This is a genomic window from Enterobacter sp. 237C8 (assembly GCF_034106865.1).
In the GTDB taxonomy this organism is placed as follows: domain Bacteria; phylum Pseudomonadota; class Gammaproteobacteria; order Enterobacterales; family Enterobacteriaceae; genus Enterobacter; species Enterobacter asburiae_B.
The window spans coordinates 80,009-101,482 of sequence record NZ_JAWNDF010000005.1 but is presented as its reverse complement, the minus strand read 5'-3'; the positions used below and the strand labels follow the sequence as shown (position 1 = coordinate 101,482).

15 protein-coding genes are annotated in these 21,474 nt (G+C 56.2%); 4 read left to right on the top strand and 11 right to left on the bottom strand.

Going from position 1 to position 21,474, the window contains the following annotated elements:
• Window position 1 precedes the first annotated feature (1 nt).
• Together cysI and cysJ are read right to left on the bottom strand one after the other, a co-directional pair.
• Window positions 2-1,714 carry an assimilatory sulfite reductase (NADPH) hemoprotein subunit gene (cysI, locus tag USF70_RS15505; protein ID WP_048979255.1) on the bottom strand — a complete coding sequence of 571 codons (1,713 nt, stop codon included), beginning with the start codon at window positions 1,712-1,714 and terminating at the stop codon, window positions 2-4.
• A complete protein-coding gene (gene cysJ, locus USF70_RS15500; protein WP_320735771.1) occupies window positions 1,714-3,519 on the bottom strand; it encodes an NADPH-dependent assimilatory sulfite reductase flavoprotein subunit in 1,806 nt (601 codons plus the stop codon). The genes cysI and cysJ overlap by 1 nt, the downstream gene beginning before the upstream one ends.
• Before the next feature lie 306 nt (window positions 3,520-3,825).
• Between cysJ and queD the strand changes: the two genes are divergently transcribed.
• The gene (gene queD / locus USF70_RS15495) at window positions 3,826-4,188 is read left to right on the top strand and encodes a 6-carboxytetrahydropterin synthase QueD (RefSeq protein WP_023309002.1); all 363 of its coding nucleotides are present in this window, start codon (window positions 3,826-3,828) and stop codon (window positions 4,186-4,188) included.
• 28 nt (window positions 4,189-4,216) lie between these two features.
• On the opposite strand, the gene queE is transcribed toward queD, so the two are convergent.
• From queE to USF70_RS15480, 3 genes are read right to left on the bottom strand one after another with little or no spacing between them, the layout of a single operon-like run.
• A complete protein-coding gene (gene queE / locus USF70_RS15490; protein ID WP_023333236.1) occupies window positions 4,217-4,888 on the bottom strand; it encodes a 7-carboxy-7-deazaguanine synthase QueE in 672 nt (223 codons plus the stop codon).
• A 54-nt stretch (window positions 4,889-4,942) separates the two neighbouring features.
• Window positions 4,943-5,650, bottom strand: coding sequence for an N-acetylmannosamine-6-phosphate 2-epimerase (locus USF70_RS15485; RefSeq protein ID WP_058841067.1), 708 nt, complete (start codon window positions 5,648-5,650; stop codon window positions 4,943-4,945).
• Window positions 5,650-7,209 carry a PTS transporter subunit EIIC gene (locus USF70_RS15480; protein WP_236902460.1) on the bottom strand — a complete coding sequence of 520 codons (1,560 nt, stop codon included), beginning with the start codon at window positions 7,207-7,209 and terminating at the stop codon, window positions 5,650-5,652. Before USF70_RS15480 ends, USF70_RS15485 begins: the two co-directional genes overlap by 1 nt.
• 165 nt (window positions 7,210-7,374) lie before the next feature.
• Between USF70_RS15480 and USF70_RS15475 the strand changes: the two genes are divergently transcribed.
• Both USF70_RS15475 and USF70_RS15470 read left to right on the top strand, forming a co-directional pair.
• Window positions 7,375-8,199 (top strand): MurR/RpiR family transcriptional regulator, encoded by an 825-nt coding sequence (locus tag USF70_RS15475; RefSeq protein WP_029741550.1) that lies wholly within the window; start codon window positions 7,375-7,377, stop codon window positions 8,197-8,199.
• Window positions 8,200-8,557: 358 nt separating this feature from the next.
• Entirely contained in the window at window positions 8,558-9,667 is a 1,110-nt protein-coding gene (locus USF70_RS15470; RefSeq protein WP_232938784.1) for an SDR family oxidoreductase, read from the top strand.
• A 53-nt stretch (window positions 9,668-9,720) separates the two neighbouring features.
• On the opposite strand, the gene eno is transcribed toward USF70_RS15470, so the two are convergent.
• From eno to rlmD, 5 genes are all read right to left on the bottom strand, one after another.
• Window positions 9,721-11,019, bottom strand: coding sequence for a phosphopyruvate hydratase (gene eno, locus USF70_RS15465; protein WP_023309012.1), 1,299 nt, complete (start codon window positions 11,017-11,019; stop codon window positions 9,721-9,723).
• Between the two features lie 82 nt (window positions 11,020-11,101).
• Entirely contained in the window at window positions 11,102-12,739 is a 1,638-nt protein-coding gene (gene pyrG / locus USF70_RS15460; RefSeq protein ID WP_023309013.1) for a glutamine hydrolyzing CTP synthase, read from the bottom strand.
• Window positions 12,740-12,962: 223 nt separating this feature from the next.
• A complete protein-coding gene (gene mazG, locus USF70_RS15455; protein WP_023333241.1) occupies window positions 12,963-13,754 on the bottom strand; it encodes a nucleoside triphosphate pyrophosphohydrolase in 792 nt (263 codons plus the stop codon).
• A 67-nt stretch (window positions 13,755-13,821) separates the two neighbouring features.
• Complete coding sequence (gene relA, locus USF70_RS15450) at window positions 13,822-16,053, bottom strand: GTP diphosphokinase (protein WP_023309015.1); 2,232 nt, start codon at window positions 16,051-16,053, stop codon at window positions 13,822-13,824.
• A 51-nt stretch (window positions 16,054-16,104) separates the two neighbouring features.
• The gene (gene rlmD / locus USF70_RS15445) at window positions 16,105-17,403 is read right to left on the bottom strand and encodes a 23S rRNA (uracil(1939)-C(5))-methyltransferase RlmD (protein WP_320735770.1); all 1,299 of its coding nucleotides are present in this window, start codon (window positions 17,401-17,403) and stop codon (window positions 16,105-16,107) included.
• Between the two features lie 57 nt (window positions 17,404-17,460).
• Between rlmD and barA the strand changes: the two genes are divergently transcribed.
• Entirely contained in the window at window positions 17,461-20,220 is a 2,760-nt protein-coding gene (barA, locus tag USF70_RS15440) for a two-component sensor histidine kinase BarA (RefSeq protein ID WP_320735769.1), read from the top strand.
• Window positions 20,221-20,303: 83 nt separating this feature from the next.
• Here the strand turns inward: barA and USF70_RS15435 are convergent, their stop codons facing one another.
• The gene (locus USF70_RS15435) at window positions 20,304-21,443 is read right to left on the bottom strand and encodes a glycerate kinase (RefSeq protein ID WP_033146424.1); all 1,140 of its coding nucleotides are present in this window, start codon (window positions 21,441-21,443) and stop codon (window positions 20,304-20,306) included.
• Window positions 21,444-21,474: the final 31 nt, after the last annotated feature.

The following is a 21,474-nucleotide window of genomic DNA, read 5'->3' as shown; positions in this document are numbered from 1 at the left end:
GTTACTCCCAGAAATCCCTTGCGGGATCGAGCACCGGGCGAATGATGCCCGCACGCACCGTAAAGTCGCCGAAGCCTTCACCCGCTTCGCGCTCTTTCGCCCAGCGCCCGACAAGCTCGTCGATGGAATCAAGGATTTCCGGCTCGGTAATGTTCTCGCGGAACATACGCGGAATGCGCGTGCCGATACGGTTACCGCCCAGGTGCAGGTTATAGCGCCCCGGCGCTTTCCCCACCAGTCCCAGTTCGGCCAGCATCGCGCGGCCGCAGCCGTTCGGGCAGCCGGTGACGCGCATAACAATATGCTCGTCCGGAATACCGTGTTTTTCCAGAATCGCCTCCACTTTGTCAGTGAATGACGGCAGGAAACGTTCCGCTTCGGCCATCGCCAGCGGACAGGTCGGGAACGACACGCAGGCCATGGAGTTTTCACGCTGCGGCTTAACCGCATCCATCAACCCGTGATCGCGCGCCAGCTTCTCGATCTTCGCCTTCTGGCTTTCCGGCACGCCGGCAATAATGAGATTCTGGTTAGCGGTAATGCGGAATTCGCCTTTATGGATCTTAGCAATTTCCAGCAGACCGGTTTTCAGCGGACGGCCCGGATAATCCAGAATACGGCCGTTTTCAATAAACAGCGTCAGGTGCCATTTATTATCGATACCCTTCACCCAGCCAATGCGATCGCCGCGACCGGTGAATTCGTAAGGGCGGATCGGCTCAAATTTGATGCCCGCACGACGCTCCACTTCCTCTTTGAACGTCTCAACGCCCACGCGCTCCAGGGTGTATTTGGTTTTCGCGTTTTTACGGTCGGTACGGTTGCCCCAGTCGCGCTGCGTGGTCACTACCGCTTCCGCCACGGCCAGCGTGTGCTCCAGCGGCAGGAAGCCGAACTCGCTCGCGGTGCGGGCGTAGGTTTTCTTATTACCGTGTTCAATGGACAGGCCGCCGCCCACCAGCAGGTTAAAGCCAATCAGCTTGCCGTTTTCGGCAATCGCCACGAAGTTCATGTCGTTGGCGTGCAGGTCGATATCGTTCTGCGGTGGGATCACGACCGTGGTTTTAAACTTACGCGGCAGATAGGTCTGGCCAAGGATCGGTTCTTCGTCCGTGGTCGCGACTTTTTCCTGATCGAGCCAAATCTCCGCATAGGCGCGGGTGCGCGGCAGCAGGTGCTCAGAGATCTTCTTCGCCCACTCGTACGCTTCGGCGTGCAGCTGGGACTCATACGGGTTCGAGGTGCAAAGCACGTTACGGTTCATGTCGTTGGCGGTCGCCAGCGCGTCCAGCCCGACCGAGTGCAGCATCTGATGCACCGGCTTGACGTTCTTCTTCAGAATGCCGTGGAACTGGAAGGTCTGACGGTTGGTCAGGCGGATGCTGCCATAAATCGTGTTTTCACCGGCAAACTTGTCGATGGCCTGCCACTGTTTGGTGGTGATCACCCCGCCCGGCAGACGGCAGCGCAGCAGCATCGCATGACGCGGCTCCAGCTTCTGTTCGGCACGCTCGGCGCGGATGTCGCGATCGTCCTGCTGGTACATGCCGTGGAAGCGGATCAGCAGGAAGTTGTCGCCTTTGAAGCCGCCGGTGAGACCGTCATTCAGATCTTCAGCAATGGTGCCGCGCAGATAGTTGCTTTCCAGCTTCATGCGCTCGGCGTCTGTCAGTTTACCTTCGACCACCAGTGGCCCTGGATGTTTTTCGCTCATTAGTAGACATCTCGCTGATAACGGCGCTCAACGCGCAGCTCACTTAAAAATTCATCCGCCGTTTCGGCATCCATACCGCCGAATTCGGCAATCACTTCCAGCAGTGCCTGCTCAACGTCTTTCGCCATGCGATTGGCGTCGCCGCAGACATAAATGTGGGCACCGTCATTGATCCAGCGCCACAGCTCTGCGCCCTGTTCGCGCAGTTTATCTTGTACGTATACTTTTTCTTTCTGGTCGCGGGACCAGGCCAGATCGATGCGGGTCAGTACGCCTTCTTTCACATAGCGCTGCCACTCAACCTGGTAGAGGAAATCCTCGGTAAAGTGCGGGTTGCCGAAGAACAGCCAGTTTTTACCCGGCGCTTCATCTGCCGCGCGCTGCTGCATGAAGGCGCGGAACGGCGCAATGCCGGTGCCTGGGCCAATCATGATAACCGGCGTTTCCGGGTTCGCCGGCAGGCGGAAGTTGTCGTTGTGCTCGATAAAGACGCGCACTTCGCCCTCTTCTTCCACGCGATCCGCCAGGAAGCTTGATGCCCCACCCGCACGGGCGCGGCCTTCGATGTCGTAGCGCACCACGCCGACGGTAATATGCACTTCACTCTCCACTTCGGCCTGCGAAGAGGCGATGGAGTACAGGCGCGGCGTCAGCGGTCGCAGCAGGCCGATCAGCGCATCGGCATCCAGCTGAGCCGGAGAGAAACGCACCATATCGACAATTGGCGTCGTCGCGGCGTAATGCTGCAGCTTCGCCTTGTCGCCCACCAGCGGCAGCAGGGATTCGCTGCGCGTTAAGGTGGCATAATTTTCGACGATATTCGGGGTGTTCACCGTCAGCTCGAAATGCCAATGAAGCGCCTCTGCAAGCGGCTGGGTTTTGCCGTCAACGGTGACGGGCTCGTCACCCTTCAGCCACAGCAGCTCAACCAGCTCTTTCACCAGAGCCGGATCGTTCTGATACCAGATACCCAGCGCGTCGCCCGGCTGATAGCGCAGGCCAGAGTCGCCGAGATCGATCTCGATATGGCGCACGTCTTTTTCCGAATCGCGTCCGGTGATTTTCTGGTTCACCGACAGGCTCGCCGTCAGCGGCGCCTCTTTGGTGTACGGGCTGGTGTGGATGTCGTTGACGGCCCCCGTCGCGGTGAACGCGGCCTGCGCCGACGTCTCTTTCGGCACGCGCGCTTTCAACACCTCAACGATGCGCGCACGCCATTCGGCGGCGGCGGTCTGGTATTCAACATCTGCGTCAACGCGGTCCAGCAGGCGCTCCGCGCCCAGCTCCGCCAGCCTGCTGTCGAAGTCTTTACCGGACTGGCAGAAGAATTCATACGAGGTATCGCCCAGGCCAAATACGGCAAACGCCGTGGCATCCAGCTTCGGCGCTTTTTTCGAGAACAGGAACTTGTGCAGCGCCACCGCTTCTTCAGCAGGTTCACCTTCACCCTGCGTAGAGGCGACCACCACCAGCAGTTTTTCTGACGCGATTTGCTTAAATTTATAATCCCCGGCGTTGACCAGGTTCACGTTCAGTTTGGCGGCCAGCAGGTCGTCACGCAGCGCTTCGGCCACGCGGCGCGCATTGCCCGTCTGCGAGGCGGAAATCAGGGTAATGGCCGGAATTTCAACGGCCGTTACCGGTGCACCCGCCACAGCGCCAGGCTGCTGATTGAGCATTCCCCAGAAATAACCGGAGACCCAGGCAAGCTGAGTGGGAGAAAAATCAGAGGTGGCAGCCTGAAGGCGCGCCAGTTGCTCCGGGTTCAGGGGAAGCAAATTTGAAGGTGGGGCCTGTGTTGTCATGCGTCGTTATGTTCCAGTAGCCAAGCGGACTTTAAGCGAATAAATCCAAACTGAAGATAAGGTTAACGGCGAGGATAATAACAATTAAAGAAGGGATGGAAATAATAAATAACCAAATGGACTAACCTGTTTTAGTTGTCATACTTAGCGATAAAACCGATTAATTAACCCTCTGAAAATTATCGATAAAAGCATCAAAAAACGCCTGTTAACGAGACGCCAGGCTTCAGAGCCGTTTTAGTTAATGCTAAAAATTGTGCTTTCCGGTACTATGCGGCGGTTTTTTCCGCATTACTGAGAGCGATCATGTCCACCACACTGTTTAAAGATTTCACCTTCGAAGCCGCCCACCACCTTCCGCATGTCCCTGAAGGGCATAAATGCGGCCGTCTGCACGGGCATTCGTTCATGGTGCGTCTTGAGATCACCGGTGAAGTTGATCCGCATACCGGTTGGATCATGGATTTTGCCGAACTGAAGGCGGCGTTTAAGCCGACCTACGATCGTCTGGATCATTACTACCTGAATGATATCCCGGGCCTTGAAAACCCGACCAGCGAAGTGCTGGCGAAATGGATTTGGGATCAGATGAAGCCGCTGGTACCGCTGCTGAGCGCGGTGATGATTAAAGAGACCTGTACCGCCGGCTGTATCTATCGCGGGGAGTAAAAAAAGCCCGGCTAAACCGGGCTTTTTTTTAGGCAATATTCAGGTATTTGTGCGTCTGCATCGACAGGCGCCAGTTGCGCGCAATACAGGTTTCAATGCACAGGCGCGTCGCGTCGTCTTTCTGGCTGATCGGCTGTAGCGCAATGACGCGCTGCTTTTCATCCGTCAGCGTGGCCAGCAGTTCATCCAGCGCTTCGATATCACGCACGCGCCCAACCGGGTGCTTAATCTCATCCGCGCGTTCCAGCGCCTGAGACAGCACGTCATACCCGCCGCGCATATTCACTTTTGGCGATACCGTCACCCAGGTGGTGTGCGAACAGCGCACTTCATGGGTGCCGCTGGTTTCAATCTGGCAGCTGTAGCCGTTCTTTTCGAGCAGCTCGGTCAGCGGCGTCAAATCGTGGATGCAGGGTTCACCGCCGGTGATCACGACGTGGCGCGCCGTCCAGCCCTGACGACCAATAATGGCCAGCAGATCTTCTGAACTGCCCGCGCCCCACTTATCGCTCTCTTTGGTTTTCGCCAGAATGCTAAACAGCGACACTTCCCGATCTGCGAGCTTATCCCACGTATGTTTGGTATCACACCAGGCACAGCCAACCGGGCATCCCTGTAAACGAATGAAAATAGCGGGAACGCCGGTAAAGTAACCCTCGCCTTGCAGGGTCTGGAACATCTCGTTAATCGGGTACTGCATAGTCATCTCAGTAAAGGGGATAAACGATAAGTATCGCAGATCCCCGCCGGATGGTCATGCTCCATCGGTGCTTTGCGCGCCAATCGCCGCCATAAAACGCTCGGTAATTTGCTGTGGACGGGTGATGGCGCCGCCGACCACCACCGTATGCGCGCCCAGCGCCAGGCATCTGGCCGCGCGTTCAGGCGTATCCACGTTGCCTTCGGCAACCACGGGAACCGTCACGGCAGCCAGCACGGCCTTCAGGAACGCGCAGTCATTTTCCGGAAGCGAATGGCCCGCCGTTTCCGCCGTATAGCCGTAAAGCGTGGTGCCGACGCAGTCAAAGCCAAGCGCCTGCGCCGTCACGGCTTCGCCCACGGTGGAAATATCCGCCATCAGCAGTACCGCGGGATAGCGCGAGCGGATGCGCGCGACCAGCGTTTCCAGGGATTCTCCACCGGGACGCTCCCGCGCCGTCGCATCAAGCGCAATGATTTCCGGAGAGACGGCCATGAGCTCATCCACCTCTTTCATCGTGGCGGTGATAAACACCTCGCTTTCCGGGTAATCCCGTTTGATGATGCCGATAACAGGCAAAGAGACCTGCTGCTTAATGGCCTCGATATCCACCACGCTGTTGGCACGAATGGCAGCGGCTCCGCCCTGTGCCGCCGCCAGCGCCATGCGCGACATAATAAACGGGCTATGCAGCGGTTCATTTTCCAGCGCCTGACAGGAGACGACCAGTTTTCCCTTCAGGTTATCCAGTACAGTTTTCATTACGATAAGATCTCTTCCACTTCGTTTTTGATAATCGTGACGTGCGGGCCATAAATGACCTGAACCCCGTTACCGCGCACGATAACGCCGCGCGCGCCGGTGGCTTTCAGCGCCGCGTCATTCACTTTGCTGCCGTCCTTCACCGTGACGCGAAGCCGCGTGGCGCAGCAGTCCACCTCTTCCAGATTCTCTTTTCCGCCTAATCCCGCTATCACCGCAAGGGCGCGCTCGCTCTGCGAGAAGGTCACCTCATTGGCCATCACCTCCTTTTCCCGACCTGGCGTGGCAAAATCAAAGCGGTTAATCAGGTAGCGGAAGGTGAAGTAGTAAAGGAAGAACCACGGCACGCCCACCAGGGGAACGAACATCCAGTTAGTTTTGGCCTCTCCCTGCAAAATGCCGAACAGCACGAAGTCAATAAAACCGCCGGAGAAGGTTTGCCCGATAGTGATATGCAGCATGTGCGCGAGCATGAACGCCAGCCCGTCAAACAGCGCATGAATGACGTAAAGCACCGGCGCAATAAACAGGAAGGAGAACTCGATAGGCTCGGTAATCCCGGTCAGGAACGAGGTTAATGCCGCAGAGAGCAGCAGCCCGGCAACGCGCTTTTTGTTCTCCGGTTTTGCCGTGTGGTACATCGCCAGACACGCGCCGAGCAGGCCAAACATCATCGTAATAAAGCGCCCGGACATGAAGCGGGACGTGCCCTCATAGAAATGCTGCGTGTTCGGGTCGGCCAGCTGGGCGAAGAAGATCCGCTGTGTGCCCTCAACGAGGTGACCGTTGACAATCTCGCTGCCCCCGAGCGCGGTGGTCCAGAACGGCAGATAGAAGATGTGGTGCAAACCAAACGGGCCCAGCATGCGTAAAATGAAGCCGTACAGCAGGGTGCCCAGATAGCCGGTGGCATCCACCAGCCCGCCGAGACCAAAAATCAGTTTCTGAAAATGCGGCCAGACCACCGTCATGAGCGCGCCGACGAGTATCGCCGCCAGCGAGCTGATGATGGGAACAAAGCGCGAGCCGCCAAAGAACCCGAGGAACTGCGGAAGCGCAATTTTATTAAACCGATGATGGAGCGTGCAGGTCACCAGACCAATCACCACGCCGCCAAACACGCCGGTTTCCAGCGTCTGGATCCCCAGCGTCATGCCCTGCCCAACTGCACCCGGGTTCTCGTGCGCCAGTTTGCCGGTGAGGATCAGCAGCGCGTTGATGGTGGCATTCATCACCAGAAACGCGAGTAGCGCCGCCAGCCCAGCCGTGCCCTTATCGCTTTTTGCCAACCCGACGGCTACCCCAACCGCAAACAGCACCGAGAGGTTTGCAAACACGATTGAACCGGCGCTGCTCATGATAGTGAAAATGGCCTGCAGCCAGCCCACATCTAAAAACGGATAAGCCGCCAGCGTATTGGGATTCGATAACGCGCCGCCTATCCCCAGCAGCAGGCCCGCCGCGGGCAGCACGGCGATAGGCAACATAAAGGATTTACCAAAGCGCTGCGCTTTTTCAAACCATCCCCCCGAAGAAGCACCACTGAACATTTGCATCATTTTTTCATCTCCCCTTTAAGTGATGAAAATTTTTACCACATAAATATCGCTCAGTGAAAATTATCATCAAAAACCAGGAAGCCGATCATACTTTTTCAAAATGACTGGCATCTTTCCCCTCCTTTCCGCCACACTAGTCGCAGCGAAACACATTAAGGACGTGGCATGTCGGACCATGAAAATCTGCTGCTGAAGCTCCGCCAGGAGGCTTCCGGGTACAGCCCAACGCAACAAAAACTCGGTGAGTTTGTCCTCAGCGATCCTGCCCGGGTGCTCTACCTGACGATCACTGAACTGGCGCGCGAGAGCCACACCAGCGAAGCCAGCGTCACGCGCCTTTGCCGGACGCTGGGCTGCAAGGGCTATAACGAATTTAAAATGGCGCTTGCGCTGGATATTCAGCAGGGCCAGCCCGCGCGTCAGGCGGGGGATGAGATTGATAACGTCGTGGATGAGTCGGTGCAGGCTTTGCAGGATACCGCCAGACTCCTCGACCGCACGCTGCTTGAAAAAGCGGCGCTGGCGCTGCATCAGGCGCAATCCGTGCAGATTTATGGCGTCGCGGCCAGCGCGATCCTCGGCGAGTATCTGCATTACAAGCTGCTGCGGCTGGGAAAACCCGCACAGCTGTTTAGCGATATGCACCGCGCGGCCATGAATGCGACAACGCTTTCGAAAGATACGCTGGTTGTGGCCATCTCCAGCTCGGGTTCAACGCGGGATTTACTCCACGTGGTGAAGCTTGCCCGCAAGCGCGGCGTTAAGGTTCTGGCGCTCAGCAATACGCCCCGCAGCCCGCTGGCGTCTCTGAGCGACATGCAGCTGGTTGCCGCCAAACCAGAAGGCCCTCTAAGTGCAGGCGCGCTCAATGCTAAGGTTGGAGTGATGCTGCTGGTCGAGCTGTTGACCACGTCCATGATTGCGCTGGATGGTCATTACGGCGACGTTAGCCAGCAAACAGCCAGCGCCACGCTTCCCCTTTTGCTCTGAAAATCATTCGCAGGCTAAATAAATCGGCCTGCGATTTATGTTGTCTGATTTGAGTTAAGTGGTATTTAAAACATTTATTGAATAAATGTTTGGTGTAACAAATTATTATATTTATTACATTTTGAATTACGTTCACTATTAGGTACAGACTTCATAAAAACAATTAAATTCAATGAGTTAAAATTTAAATATTAATAGAGTGAATTTTTACCCTTGCGATACTGTCCAATATATCCACCTGATTTCCTTTCCTTAAAATAAGCTTAAGACGCCATTGATTTCGGCGTTTTATTATTTAAATGCCGTTTACTTTTGCACGCCTACAATCCGCCTCATCAATCATAATGAGACGGTATTAATGAAGATGTTATTGATTACAGGCGTGACCGGATTTCTGGGTGGTGCAGTTCTTGAAAAAATCCTGACCAGCGATCAACCCGCAAAACTCCTTTTACTTGCGCGCGCCAGCGATCCGCAGAGCGGGCTGGAGCGCGTGCTGGAGAACATGCGCAAGTTCAACGTTCCCGAGGACAAACTGGCCTCCTTGAAGGTGGATAATATTCTGATTGGCGACCTCAGCCAGTCGGATGCCTTCCTGAACGATCCCCGTCTGGATCGGGTCACGCACGTGATTAACTGTGCGGCCGTCGCCTCATTTGGTAATAACCCGCTGATCTGGAAGGTCAACGTTGAAGGTACGCTCGCGCTGGCGCGCCGTATGGAGCAGGTCACGGGCCTGCAGCGTTTCCTCCACGTCGGCACCGCAATGTCATGCACGCCGGAGCAGGATTCACTGGTCGCCGAAAGCGCTGAATTCAGAGAGAATGCTGAACACCTGGTGGAATACACGTTTTCGAAGTCAACCATCGAACAGCTGATGCGCCAGGAGTGCCCTAACCTGCCGCTGCTCATCGCCCGTCCGTCCATCGTTGTCGGCCATACCCGTCACGGCTGCACGCCGTCGAGCAGCATTTTCTGGGTCTTTAGCATGGGCCTGATGCTGCAGAAGTTTATGTGCTCAATGGAAGACCGGATTGACGTTGTTCCGGTGGATTATTGCGCCGACGCGATGTTAATGCTGCTCAACAGCAACGCTCGTCCGGGAGAAGTGGTGCACATTTCTGCGGGAGAAGAGAACAGCGTTCGCTTTGCGGATATCGATCAGGCAATGGCGCAGGCGCTAGAGAAAGCCCCCGTCGGGGATAAATATGCGCAGGTTAGCTACGAAACGCTGGTCAGAATGCGCCGTGAGCTGAAACATATTTTTGGGCCGTGCAACGAACGTCTGATGCTGAAAGCCATGCGTTTATACGGTGCATTTGCCACGCTTAACGTGCGCTTCAGCAACGATAAGCTGCTGAGCATGGGGATGCCGAAGCCGCCCCGGTTTACGGACTACATCGCCCGCTGCGTGCAAACCACCCAGGGGCTGACCATTCCTGAGCAAATGGCGGTCGATTTTAAATAGTCAAAAAAAATGCCAGTCATTCGACTGGCATTTTCATTTTAAGGCTTAAGCAATTATGCCTGGCCTTTGATCTCTTTCAGACCGTTGTATGGTGCTTTTTCGCCCAGCGCTTCTTCGATACGAATCAGCTGGTTGTATTTAGCAACACGGTCAGAACGGCTCATAGAACCGGTTTTGATCTGGCCTGCAGCGGTACCTACAGCCAGGTCGGCAATGGTAGCGTCTTCAGTTTCGCCAGAACGGTGAGAGATAACAGCGGTGTAGCCAGCGTCTTTCGCCATTTTGATCGCAGCCAGAGTTTCGGTCAGAGAACCGATCTGGTTGAATTTGATCAGGATGGAGTTAACGATGCCTTTCTCGATGCCTTCTTTCAGGATCTTGGTGTTGGTTACGAACAGGTCGTCACCAACCAGCTGGATTTTGTCGCCCAGTACTTTAGTCTGGTATGCGAAGCCAGCCCAGTCAGACTCGTCCAGACCGTCTTCGATAGACACGATTGGGTACTGTTTGGTCAGGTCTTCCAGGAAGTGAGTGAACTCTTCGGAGGTGAACGCTTTGTTGCCTTCGCCAGCCAGAACGTATTTACCGTCTTTGTAGAATTCAGATGCTGCACAGTCCATCGCCAGGGTGATGTCTTTGCCCAGCTCGTAGCCAGCAGCTTTAACTGCTTCTGCGATAACGGCCAGCGCTTCTGCGTTAGAACCCAGGTTTGGAGCATAGCCACCTTCGTCACCAACAGCAGTGTTCATACCTTTAGCTTTCAGAACTTTAGCCAGGTTGTGGAACACTTCAGAACCCATACGTACCGCTTCTTTCAGGGATTTCGCGCCAACTGGCTGAATCATGAATTCCTGAATATCAACGTTGTTGTCTGCGTGCTCACCACCGTTGATGATGTTCATCATTGGTACAGGCATGGAGTATTTGCCTGGGGTGCCGTTCAGTTCAGCGATGTGCTCGAACAGTGGCATACCTTTCGCAGCAGCAGCCGCTTTGGCGTTCGCCAGAGAAACTGCCAGGATTGCGTTCGCACCGAAGTTAGATTTGTTTTCAGTACCGTCCAGATCGATCATGATCTTGTCGATGCCAGCCTGGTCTTTGGCGTCTTTGCCAAGGATTGCCTGAGCAATCGGACCGTTTACAGCGCCAACCGCTTTCAGTACGCCTTTGCCCAGGAAGCGGGATTTGTCGCCATCGCGCAGTTCCAGCGCTTCGCGAGAACCAGTAGAAGCACCTGATGGAGCAGCAGCCATACCAACGAAACCACCTTCCAGGTGAACTTCGGCTTCAACGGTCGGGTTACCACGGGAGTCGATGATTTCACGACCGATGACTTTAACGATTTTGGACATTAGATTTTCCTCAGTACAAGTTAAACTAAAACTCCAGACAAACAACGCGTACCAAAGGTACGCGTTGCCGTTCTAACTTTTTTTACTTCGCCTGACGCTTCTGGTAGTCGCTGGCGGCCTTCACGAAGCCTGCAAACAGCGGATGCCCGTCACGTGGCGTTGAAGTAAATTCCGGGTGGAACTGGCAGGCGACAAACCACGGATGGTTTGGCACTTCAATGATCTCGACTAACTGATCATCCCCGGAGCGGCCCGCAACACGCAGGCCCGCGGCTTCAATAGGTTTCAACAACATGTTGTTGACTTCATAGCGGTGACGATGGCGCTCGGTGATGACCGGCTCGCCGTACAGCTTGCGAACCACGCTATCGTCAGACAGCTGGCAGGCCTGTGCGCCAAGACGCATGGTGCCACCCAAATCGCTCTTCTCGGTACGGACTTCGACGTTACCTTCTTCGTCACGCCATTCAGTGATAAGCGCCACAACAGGGTACTTACAGTCTGGCACAAATTCCGTAGAGTTCGCGTTTTCCATTCCCGCTACGTTGCGCGCAAATTCGATCAGCGCAACCTGCATACCCAGACAGATGCCGAGGTATGGAATATTGTTTTCACGCGCATAGCGCGCGGTGGCGATCTTGCCTTCTACACCACGGTAGCCGAAGCCGCCAGGAATGAGGATAGCATCCAGATCTTTCAGGATTTCAACGCCACGCGTTTCAACATCCTGCGAATCAATCAGCTTGATGTTCACGGAAACACGGTTCTTCAGACCACCGTGTTTCAGCGCTTCGATCACTGACTTATAGGCATCCGGCAGTTCAATGTACTTGCCGACCATACCGATAGTCACTTCGCCTGCCGGGTTGGCTTCTTCATAAATAACCTGTTCCCATTCAGACAGGTTCGCTTCCGGACAGTTCAAGCTGAATCGTTTACAAATATAATCGTCCAGGCCCTGAGATTTCAACAGGCCCGGGATTTTATAAATGGAATCGACATCTTTCATTGAAATAACGGCTTTTTCAGGCACGTTACAGAACAATGCAATTTTCGCACGTTCGTTCGCCGGAACAGCGCGATCGGAGCGGCAAACCAGGATATCTGGCTGAATACCAATGGAGAGCAGCTCTTTCACAGAGTGCTGAGTCGGCTTGGTTTTCACTTCACCTGCGGCGGCCATGTACGGCACCAGAGTCAGGTGCATGAACAGCGCGTGCTCACGGCCGATATCTACCGCCAGCTGACGAATCGCTTCCAGGAATGGCAGGGATTCGATATCACCCACGGTACCGCCGATTTCAACCAGCACCACGTCGTGGCCTTCGCCACCCGCAACAATGCGTTCTTTGATTGCGTTAGTGATGTGCGGGATAACCTGAACGGTTGCACCCAGATAGTCACCACGGCGCTCTTTACGCAGAACGTCGGAGTAGATGCGGCCAGTCGTGAAGTTGTTACGACGGGTCATTTTGGTGCGGATGAAACGCTCGTAGTGGCCAAGATCCAGATCGGTTTCAGCGCCGTCTTCAGTAACGAACACTTCCCCGTGTTGGATTGGGCTCATGGTGCCCGGATCGACGTTGATATACGGATCCAGTTTCATCATGGTCACATTGAGGCCACGGGCTTCAAGAATGGCTGCGAGGGAGGCTGCGGCAATGCCTTTACCCAGAGAGGATACGACCCCGCCGGTCACAAAAATATAGTTCGTTGTCATGCTGAACCTGAGAAGTTAGGGTGAAACGATGGAATAACCAGGACGGGAAAGTAGTATACCCGAACACGGCGAGCGCCACAAACTTTCATTCTCCGTCTCCATTCCAGGCCATGACAAACATAAGGAGTGAGAAAATAGCCCCTTTTGGGTAAATGTTTTTGACGCAAATCAAGCGCTTGTCATTTAAAAAATCACACAAATTGCGCTTGATCGCAAAATCTCGTTAGAGATCAGATTCCTGGCGCTTTACTTCTTGCCAGACTTCTTCCATCGCTTCGAGGTCAATTCCGCTCATTTCCAGGCCTCGCGAGGCGACAATCCGCTCAACTTCGCGAAAGCGTCGTTCGAATTTTAGGTTGGCTTTTTGCAGGGCGGTTTCCGCTTTTACACCCAGATGGCGAGAAAGGTTGACGGTTGCAAACAGCAGGTCGCCCATCTCTTCCTCAAGCTTTGCTTCATCCACCACCGCCTGCTGCGCTTCGTGCATGACTTCGTCAATCTCTTCGTGCACTTTATCCAGCACCGGGCCGAGGGAGGTCCAGTCAAAACCGACGGCGGAGCAGCGTTTCTGGATTTTATGCGCGCGCATCAGCGCGGGCAGGCTCAGCGGAATATCATCCAGCGCCGAGTGCTGGGATTTTTCCGCTCGCTCGGCGCTTTTGATCTGCTCCCAGCGGGCCAGCACCTCAGCGCTGTTCCCTGCGGTGGCATCGCCGAAGATATGGGGATGACGGCGCTCAAGCTTGTCGCTGATGGCAGCGCAGATATCGTCAAAGTTAAAGCGCCCCTCTTCCTGCGCCATTTGCGCATAGAACACTACCTGGAACAGCAGGTCGCCCAGCTCGCCGCGCAGGTCGTCAAAATCTTCGCGGGAAATGGCGTCCAGCACCTCGTAGGTCTCTTCGAGGGTATAAGGCGCAATGGTGGCGAAAGTCTGCTCTTTGTCCCACGGGCAGCCGTTTTCCGGGTCGCGCAGGCGTTTCATGATGCCGAGCAGGCGGTCGATTTGAGTCATAGTGTTTTCCATTAAAAAAACAAGCCGGGTGGCGGCAAAGCCTTACCCGGCCTACAGAAGAGTGTGTTTAACCGCCGTGCAGACGACGCGCGTCAATCACATCCGGCACCTGGTTCAGTTTACCGAGCACGCGGCCCAGCACCTGCAGGTTGTAGATTTCGATGGTCATATCGATGGTGGCAAGCTGCTCGCGGGTATCGCTGCGGCTGGCGACCCCCAGCACGTTGACCTTCTCGTTGGCGAGAATGGTCGTGATGTCGCGCAGCAGGCCGCTGCGGTCGTTGGCAGTGACGCGCACCACCAGCGAGTAGCCGGCGGAATAGCTCTCACCCCAGACCGCTTCCACGATGCGCTCCGGCGCATGCGACTGCAGCTCGGCAAGCTGGTCGCAGTCGGAACGGTGAATCGAAATCCCGCGTCCCTGAGTGATAAAGCCGACGATATCGTCGCCCGGAATAGGCTGACAGCAGCGGGCAATGTGGTGCATCAGGTTACCTACGCCCTCGACCACCACGCGGCCGTTGTCTTTGCTGCGCTGCTGCGGCGCATAGGTTTTCTGCTGCAGCTGCTTCAGCGCCGCCGCGTCCTGCTCTGCCGCGCTTGGCTTATTGAACTGCGCCTGCAGGAAGTTCACCATCTGATTCAGACGGATATCACCGCCGCCAATGGCCGCTAGCAGCTCGTCAAGCTCGTTGAAGTTGTAGCGCGGCAGCAGGAATTTCTCCGCCTCTTTCAGGCTTATCCCGATATGCTCCAGCTCGTCGTCGAGGATCTGGCGACCGGCAAGAATGTTCTTGTCACGATCCTGTTTACGGAACCAGGCGTGAATTTTCGAGCGCCCGCGGCTGGTGGTGACGTAGCCCAGGTTCGGGTTAAGCCAGTCACGGCTCGGGTTGGGCTGCTTCTGGGTAATGATTTCAATCTGGTCACCCATCTGCAGCTGATAGGTGAACGGTACGATACGTCCGCCAATTTTCGCCCCGATGCAGCGGTGTCCCACATCGCTGTGGATGTGGTAGGCAAAATCGAGCGGCGTAGAGCCCGCCGGCAGGTCAACAACGTCCCCTTTTGGGGTAAAGACGTAGACGCGATCGTCAAAGACCTGGCTGCGCACTTCGTCGAGCATCTCGCCGGAGTCGGCCATCTCTTCCTGCCACGCAATCAGCTTGCGCAGCCAGGCAATGCGGTCTTCGTGGCCAGAACGCGCTCCGCCGGAGGTACCTTCTTTGTATTTCCAGTGCGCGGCCACGCCCAGCTCGGCGTCCTCGTGCATCTGTTTGGTGCGGATCTGAATCTCGACCGTTTTGCCGCCAGGGCCAAGCACAACGGTATGGATAGACTGATAGCCGTTCGGTTTGGGGTTGGCGACATAGTCATCGAACTCATCGGGCAGATGACGGAAGTGAGTGTGTACTATCCCCAGCGCGGCGTAGCAGTCCTGCAGACGCTCTGCCACGATACGCACGGCGCGCACGTCAAACAGCTCGTCAAACGCGAGGTGTTTCTTCTGCATTTTGCGCCAGATGCTGTAGATATGCTTAGGCCGGCCGTAGACTTCGGCGCGCACGTTCTCTTCTTTCATCGCCTGGCGCAGGCCGCCGACAAATTCCTCGATATAGTGCTCGCGGTCGATACGGCGTTCATGAAGGAGTTTGGCAATACGTTTATATTCCGCCGGGTGCAGATAGCGGAAGCAGTAATCTTCCAGCTCCCATTTCAGCTGACCAATGCCTAAGCGGTTCGCCAGCGGCGCGTAGATATTTGTACACTCTTTGGCCGCCAGCACGCGCTCGTCTTCCGGCGCATCCTTCACCTCACGCAGATGGGCAATCCGCTCGGCAAGCTTGATGACCACGCAGCGGAAATCATCCACCATGGCCAGCAGCATCCGGCGAACGTTATCGACCTGCTCAGAGGAGACGGAATCGGTGTGCGCGGCTTTGAGCTGGCGAATGGCCGCCATATCGCGCACGCCGTGGATCAGCGCGACGACGGATTTCCCGACGCTGTCGCGCAGCACGTCTTCGCTGACCACGTCCGCATCCGCGAGGGGGAAGAGAAGCGCGGCCTGCAGCGTTTCAATATCCATGTTCAGCATGGATAAGATTTCCACCATCTCCACGCCGCGCCACAGGAGAAGATCGGCGTCGGGATGCCCCTGCGTGGTGCGCAGACAATAGGCCCAGGTTTCGGTTAAGCGTTCACACGACTGCTGGCTGGAAATTCCCAGACTTGCGATCCATTTTTGTGGGTCAAATTCCCCAGCTTTATTGAGATGTGCACTTCTTACCGCAACCATTGTCCTCTCCTTTAGGGACCTGGGCCTGTCGAAGTCGACAAGCCAAACAAATTAGATGTGCTCGAACAACACCATCGATTCCAGATGTCCAGTGTGCGGGAACATGTCCAGCATTGCCAGACGCTGAATCTGGTAACCCGCGCTGATTAATGCCTCGCTGTCCCGGGCAAGCGTTGCCGGGTTACAGGAAACATAGACCACACGCTTCGGCGCGAGTTTAATAATATGTGCCATCACACCCGGGGCACCGGCACGCGCCGGGTCGAGCAAAATTTTATCAAAGCCCTGTTTTGCCCACGGCTGTTGGGTGACATCTTCTTCAAGATTTTGATGAAAGAATGTCACATTTTGCAAGCCGTTCTGCTGCGCGTTCTCCTGCCCTTTAGCCACCAGCGCCTCGACGCCTTCCACGCCGACGACGCTGGCCGCTTTTTGCGCCAGCGGCAGCGTGAAGTTGCCCATTCCGCAGAACAGATCGAGCACCCGATCGCTTTTCTGAACATCCAGCCACGTCAGCGCTTTCTCAACCATCAGTTGGTTAACACCGTCATTCACCTGAATGAAATCCCGCGGGCTGAACGTTAAGCGTAGCCCGTTTGACGCATACCAGGGCGCCTCACCGGTAACCTGCTCAAGTATCTCGCTTTGTGGTGCAAGGAAAAGCGCCAGGTCGTGGGAATGCGAAAAGCGTTCCAGTTTTTCGCGATCTTTTTTCGACAACGGCGCGGTATGGCGCAGGACCATCAGCGGTCCATTGTTTGCCATGACCAGTTCGACATGTCCGAGGTGGCGAACGCCGTCCAACCCGGAGAGACAAATGCGCACCTCCGGAAGCAATGCCTCAAGATGGGGCACCAAAATGGGGCACTGCTGCACATCGACGATGTCACTGGAACCGGCCTTGCGAAACCCCATCTCCAGCCGCGCCGTTTTTGGCTGATAGCTGAGGCTCAGGCGCGCGCGTCGCCGATAGCCCCAGGGCGCATCGGCGAGAATTTCGTTAACGTCATGTTTAAGCTGACGCGCCAGCGCGCGGCTTTTGCTTTTTTGCTGTAATTCTGTGCTCGCATGCTGTTGCTGGCAGCCTCCGCAAACGCCAAAATGTGGGCAGCGGGGCTTCACGCGCTCCGGGGTATCGTTGAGGCGGCGCTTAACCTGTCCGCGCGCGAACTGGCGTTTATCTTCCGTCAGCGTAATTTCTGCTCGTTCTGTCGGCAATAAACCTTTTATAAACAGAGCTTTACCGTTGTGACGTGCCACTCCCTGACCAAACGGATCGAGGTCCGTGGCTTCAACAGTAATGATTTGACGCGTCGTCACGCGTCGCTTTGCAGAGTAGAATTGCGCCATCGCCGAGATTTTTCTCACATAAACATAATTATCTTAATTGTCCCATAACGGAACGCCATGACCAACTACAGCCTGCGCGCGCGCATGATGATTTTGATCCTCGCCCCCACCGTTCTCATCGGTTTGCTGCTGAGTATCTTCTTTGTTGTGCACCGCTATAACGATTTGCAGCGACAGCTTGAGGATGCAGGCGCCAGCATTATCGAACCGCTTGCCGTTTCCAGCGAGTACGGCATGAACCTGCAAAACCGCGAATCCATTGGCCAGTTAATCAGCGTGCTCCACCGCCGTCACTCGGACATCGTACGCGCCATTTCCGTTTACGACGAACATAACCGCCTGTTTGTCACCTCGAATTTTCATCTCGATCCGGCAGCCCTGAAGATCCCGGACGGTACACCATTCCCGCGCCACCTCACCGTACTGCGGCGGGGCGATATCATGATCCTGCGCACGCCGATCGTGTCGGAAAGCTATTCCCCCGATGAGTCAGCGCAATCCGACGCCAAATCCAGCAACAATATGCTGGGATATGTGGCGCTGGAGCTGGATCTCAAGTCGGTCCGGCTACAGCAGTACAAAGAAATTTTTATCTCTGGCGTGATGATGCTGTTCTGCATTGGCATTGCGCTGATCTTCGGCTGGCGCCTGATGCGCGACGTGACGGGCCCCATCCGCAACATGGTTAATACGGTTGACCGCATCCGCCGGGGACAGCTCGACAGCCGGGTGGAAGGGTTTATGCTGGGCGAGCTGGACATGCTGAAGAACGGCATCAACTCAATGGCCATGTCGCTGGCGGCGTATCACGAAGAGATGCAGCACAACGTTGACCAGGCCACGTCCGACCTGCGCGAAACGCTGGAGCAGATGGAGATCCAGAACGTTGAGCTGGATCTGGCGAAAAAGCGCGCCCAGGAAGCGGCACGTATTAAGTCGGAATTCCTGGCCAATATGTCGCATGAGCTGCGTACGCCGCTCAATGGCGTGATCGGCTTTACCCGCCTGACGCTGAAAAGCGAGCTCAACCCGACTCAGCGCGATCACCTGCACACCATTGAACGCTCGGCCAACAACCTGCTGGCGATCATCAACGACGTGCTGGACTTCTCCAAGCTGGAAGCGGGCAAGCTGATCCTGGAAAGCATTCCGTTCCCGCTGCGCAGTACGCTCGATGAGGTGGTGACGCTGCTCGCGCACTCGTCGCACGACAAGGGCCTTGAGCTGACGCTCAACATTAAAAACGACGTGCCGGATAACGTCATTGGCGATCCGCTGCGCCTGCAGCAGGTCATTACCAACCTTGTCGGGAATGCGATTAAATTCACCGAAAGCGGTAACATCGACATTCTGGTAGAAAAACGCTCTATCAGCAGCAATAAGGTGCAGATTGAAGTCCAGATCCGCGATACCGGCATCGGTATTCCTGAGCGGGACCAGTCGCGTCTGTTCCAGGCGTTCCGTCAGGCGGACGCCAGTATCTCCCGCCGTCATGGCGGTACCGGCCTGGGGCTGGTGATCACGCAGCGCCTGGTGAACGAGATGGGCGGCGATATCTCTTTCCACAGCCAGCCGAATCGCGGTTCAACCTTCTGGTTCCATATTAATCTGGACCTCAACCCGAACGTTTTGACCGATGGCCCGGTGACGGACTGCCTGAAAGGCAAGCGCCTGGCCTACGTCGAACCTAACGCGGCGGCAGCGCAGTGCGCGCTCGATATTTTAAGCACCACGCCGCTGGAGGTGGTCTACAGCCCAACCTTCTCAGCGCTTGCCGTTGAGCACTACGATATTCTGCTGATGGGGATCCCGGTCACCTTCACCGGCGAACTGACCATGCAGCAGGAGCGGCTGGCGAAAGCCGCCTCAATGACCGACTATCTGCTGCTGGCGCTACCCTGCCACGCCCAGATAAATGCGGAGGAGTTGAAAAACGACGGAGCCGCCGCGTGTCTGCTGAAGCCGCTCACCTCGACCCGCCTCCTGCCCGCGCTCACAGAGTATTGCCGTCTTAGCCAGCATGCTCTCCCGCTGATTAACGACGAGCAAAAATTGCCGATGAGCGTGATGGCGGTGGATGATAATCAGGCCAACCTGAAGCTGATTGGCGCATTGCTTGAGGACCAGGTTCAGCACGTTGAGCTCTGCACCAGCGGCGCGCAGGCGGTTGAACAAGCGAAGCAGATGCAGTTCGATTTAATCCTGATGGATATTCAGATGCCGGGCATGGATGGCATTCGGGCCTGCGAGCTGATCCACCAGCTGCCGCACCAGCAGCAAACCCCGGTCATTGCGGTCACCGCGCACGCGATGGCCGGTCAGAAAGAGAAGCTGCTGAGCGCCGGAATGAATGACTATCTGGCGAAGCCCATCGATGAAGAGAAACTTCACAACCTGCTGTTACGCTACAAGCCGGGTCACATTGGCGGGACGTACACGGTTTCCAGCGAGACGGTTGAAATCAGCGTTAACCAGAACGCCACCTTTGACTGGCAGCTCGCGCTGCGCCAGGCGGCAGGTAAACCCGATTTAGCCCGCGAAATGCTGCAAATGCTGGTCGCGTTTCTGCCGGAAATTCGCAATAAGGTAGAAGAGCAGCTGGTGGGTGAAAATCCGGAAGCGCTGCTGGAAGCGATCCACAAGCTGCACGGCAGCTGCGGGTACAGCGGCGTGCCGCGGCTGAAAAATCTTTGCCAGCTGCTGGAGCAGCAGCTGCGTGCCGGCACGCCGGAATCGGAGCTTGAACCGGAGTTTCTGGAGCTGCTGGATGAGATGGATAACGTAACGCGCGAAGCGACGAAGTTGCTGGGAAGCTGAGATAAAAGCCCGGTGGCGCTACGCTTACCGGGCCTATGATTGCGGGTGCGGCCTGATGCCCTCACCCACAGGGAGAGGGAGAACTACATTCCCTGCCCCACCTTCAGCACCGCCGCGATATTCCTTGCGGCCATCCTGACGTTCTCGCTGGCATTTTCCAGCGCATCCTCCAGCGAGCAGATGGTGTAGATCACGCTAAACACCGCATCAATGCCGTGATCGTGTACCACGCCAACGTCCGCCGTCAGGCTGCCTGCAATGCCGATGACGGGTTTGTTAAAGCGTTTCGCCACTTTCGCCACGCCCACCGGGACTTTGCCGTGGATCGTCTGGCTGTCGATGCGGCCTTCTCCCGTGATCACCAGATCCGCATCGGCCACCTGGTCGGCCAGGTGTAGCGCATCGGTCACGATCTCAATGCCCTGGCGCAGCTCCGCGCCGCAAAAGGCGTACAGCGCGGCCCCCATGCCACCCGCCGCGCCGCCGCCAGCAAGGTTTAGCACGTCGATATCCAGATCCCGGGCAATGACTCTCGCATACTGCGCCAGCGCGTTGTCCAGGGTGACGATCATCTCGGGAGTGGCCCCCTTTTGCGGACCAAATACGGCTGATGCGCCATCCTTTCCGGTGAGCGGATTCGTCACATCACAGGCGACCTCAATCCGGCACTCCGCCAGACGTCTGTCCAGCCCGCTCAGGTCGATACGCGCGAGTTTTCCCAGCTCGCCCCCGCCCTGCCCAAGGGGCTGCCCGCTGTCGTCCAGCAGCTTTGCCCCCAGCGCCTGCACCATCCCTGCCCCGCCGTCATTGGTGGCGCTGCCGCCAATGCCGATGATGATATGCTTAACGCCTGCGTCCAGCGCGTGACGAATAAGTTCGCCCGTGCCCCACGAGGTGGTTTTCAGGGGATTACGCTGCGAAGGAACGACCAGCTCCAGGCCGCTTGCCGCCGCCATTTCAATAAAGGCACTTTGCTCGTCACCGGATAAGCCATAAAATCCTTCCACGCGCTCACCCAGCGGGCCGGTCACCGGAACATGCACAATGCGTCCCTGCGTTGCCGCGATCATCGCCTCAACCGTCCCTTCGCCACCGTCCGCGACCGGCAGTTTGACGTAAACCGCCTCGGGAAAGATCTCGCGAAAACCACGTTCTATCGCTGTCGCAACCTCAAGCGCACTCAAACTTTCCTTATACGAGTCCGGTGCGATAACAATTTTCATAAGCCATCCTTACGCATAGTCGTTACGTTAA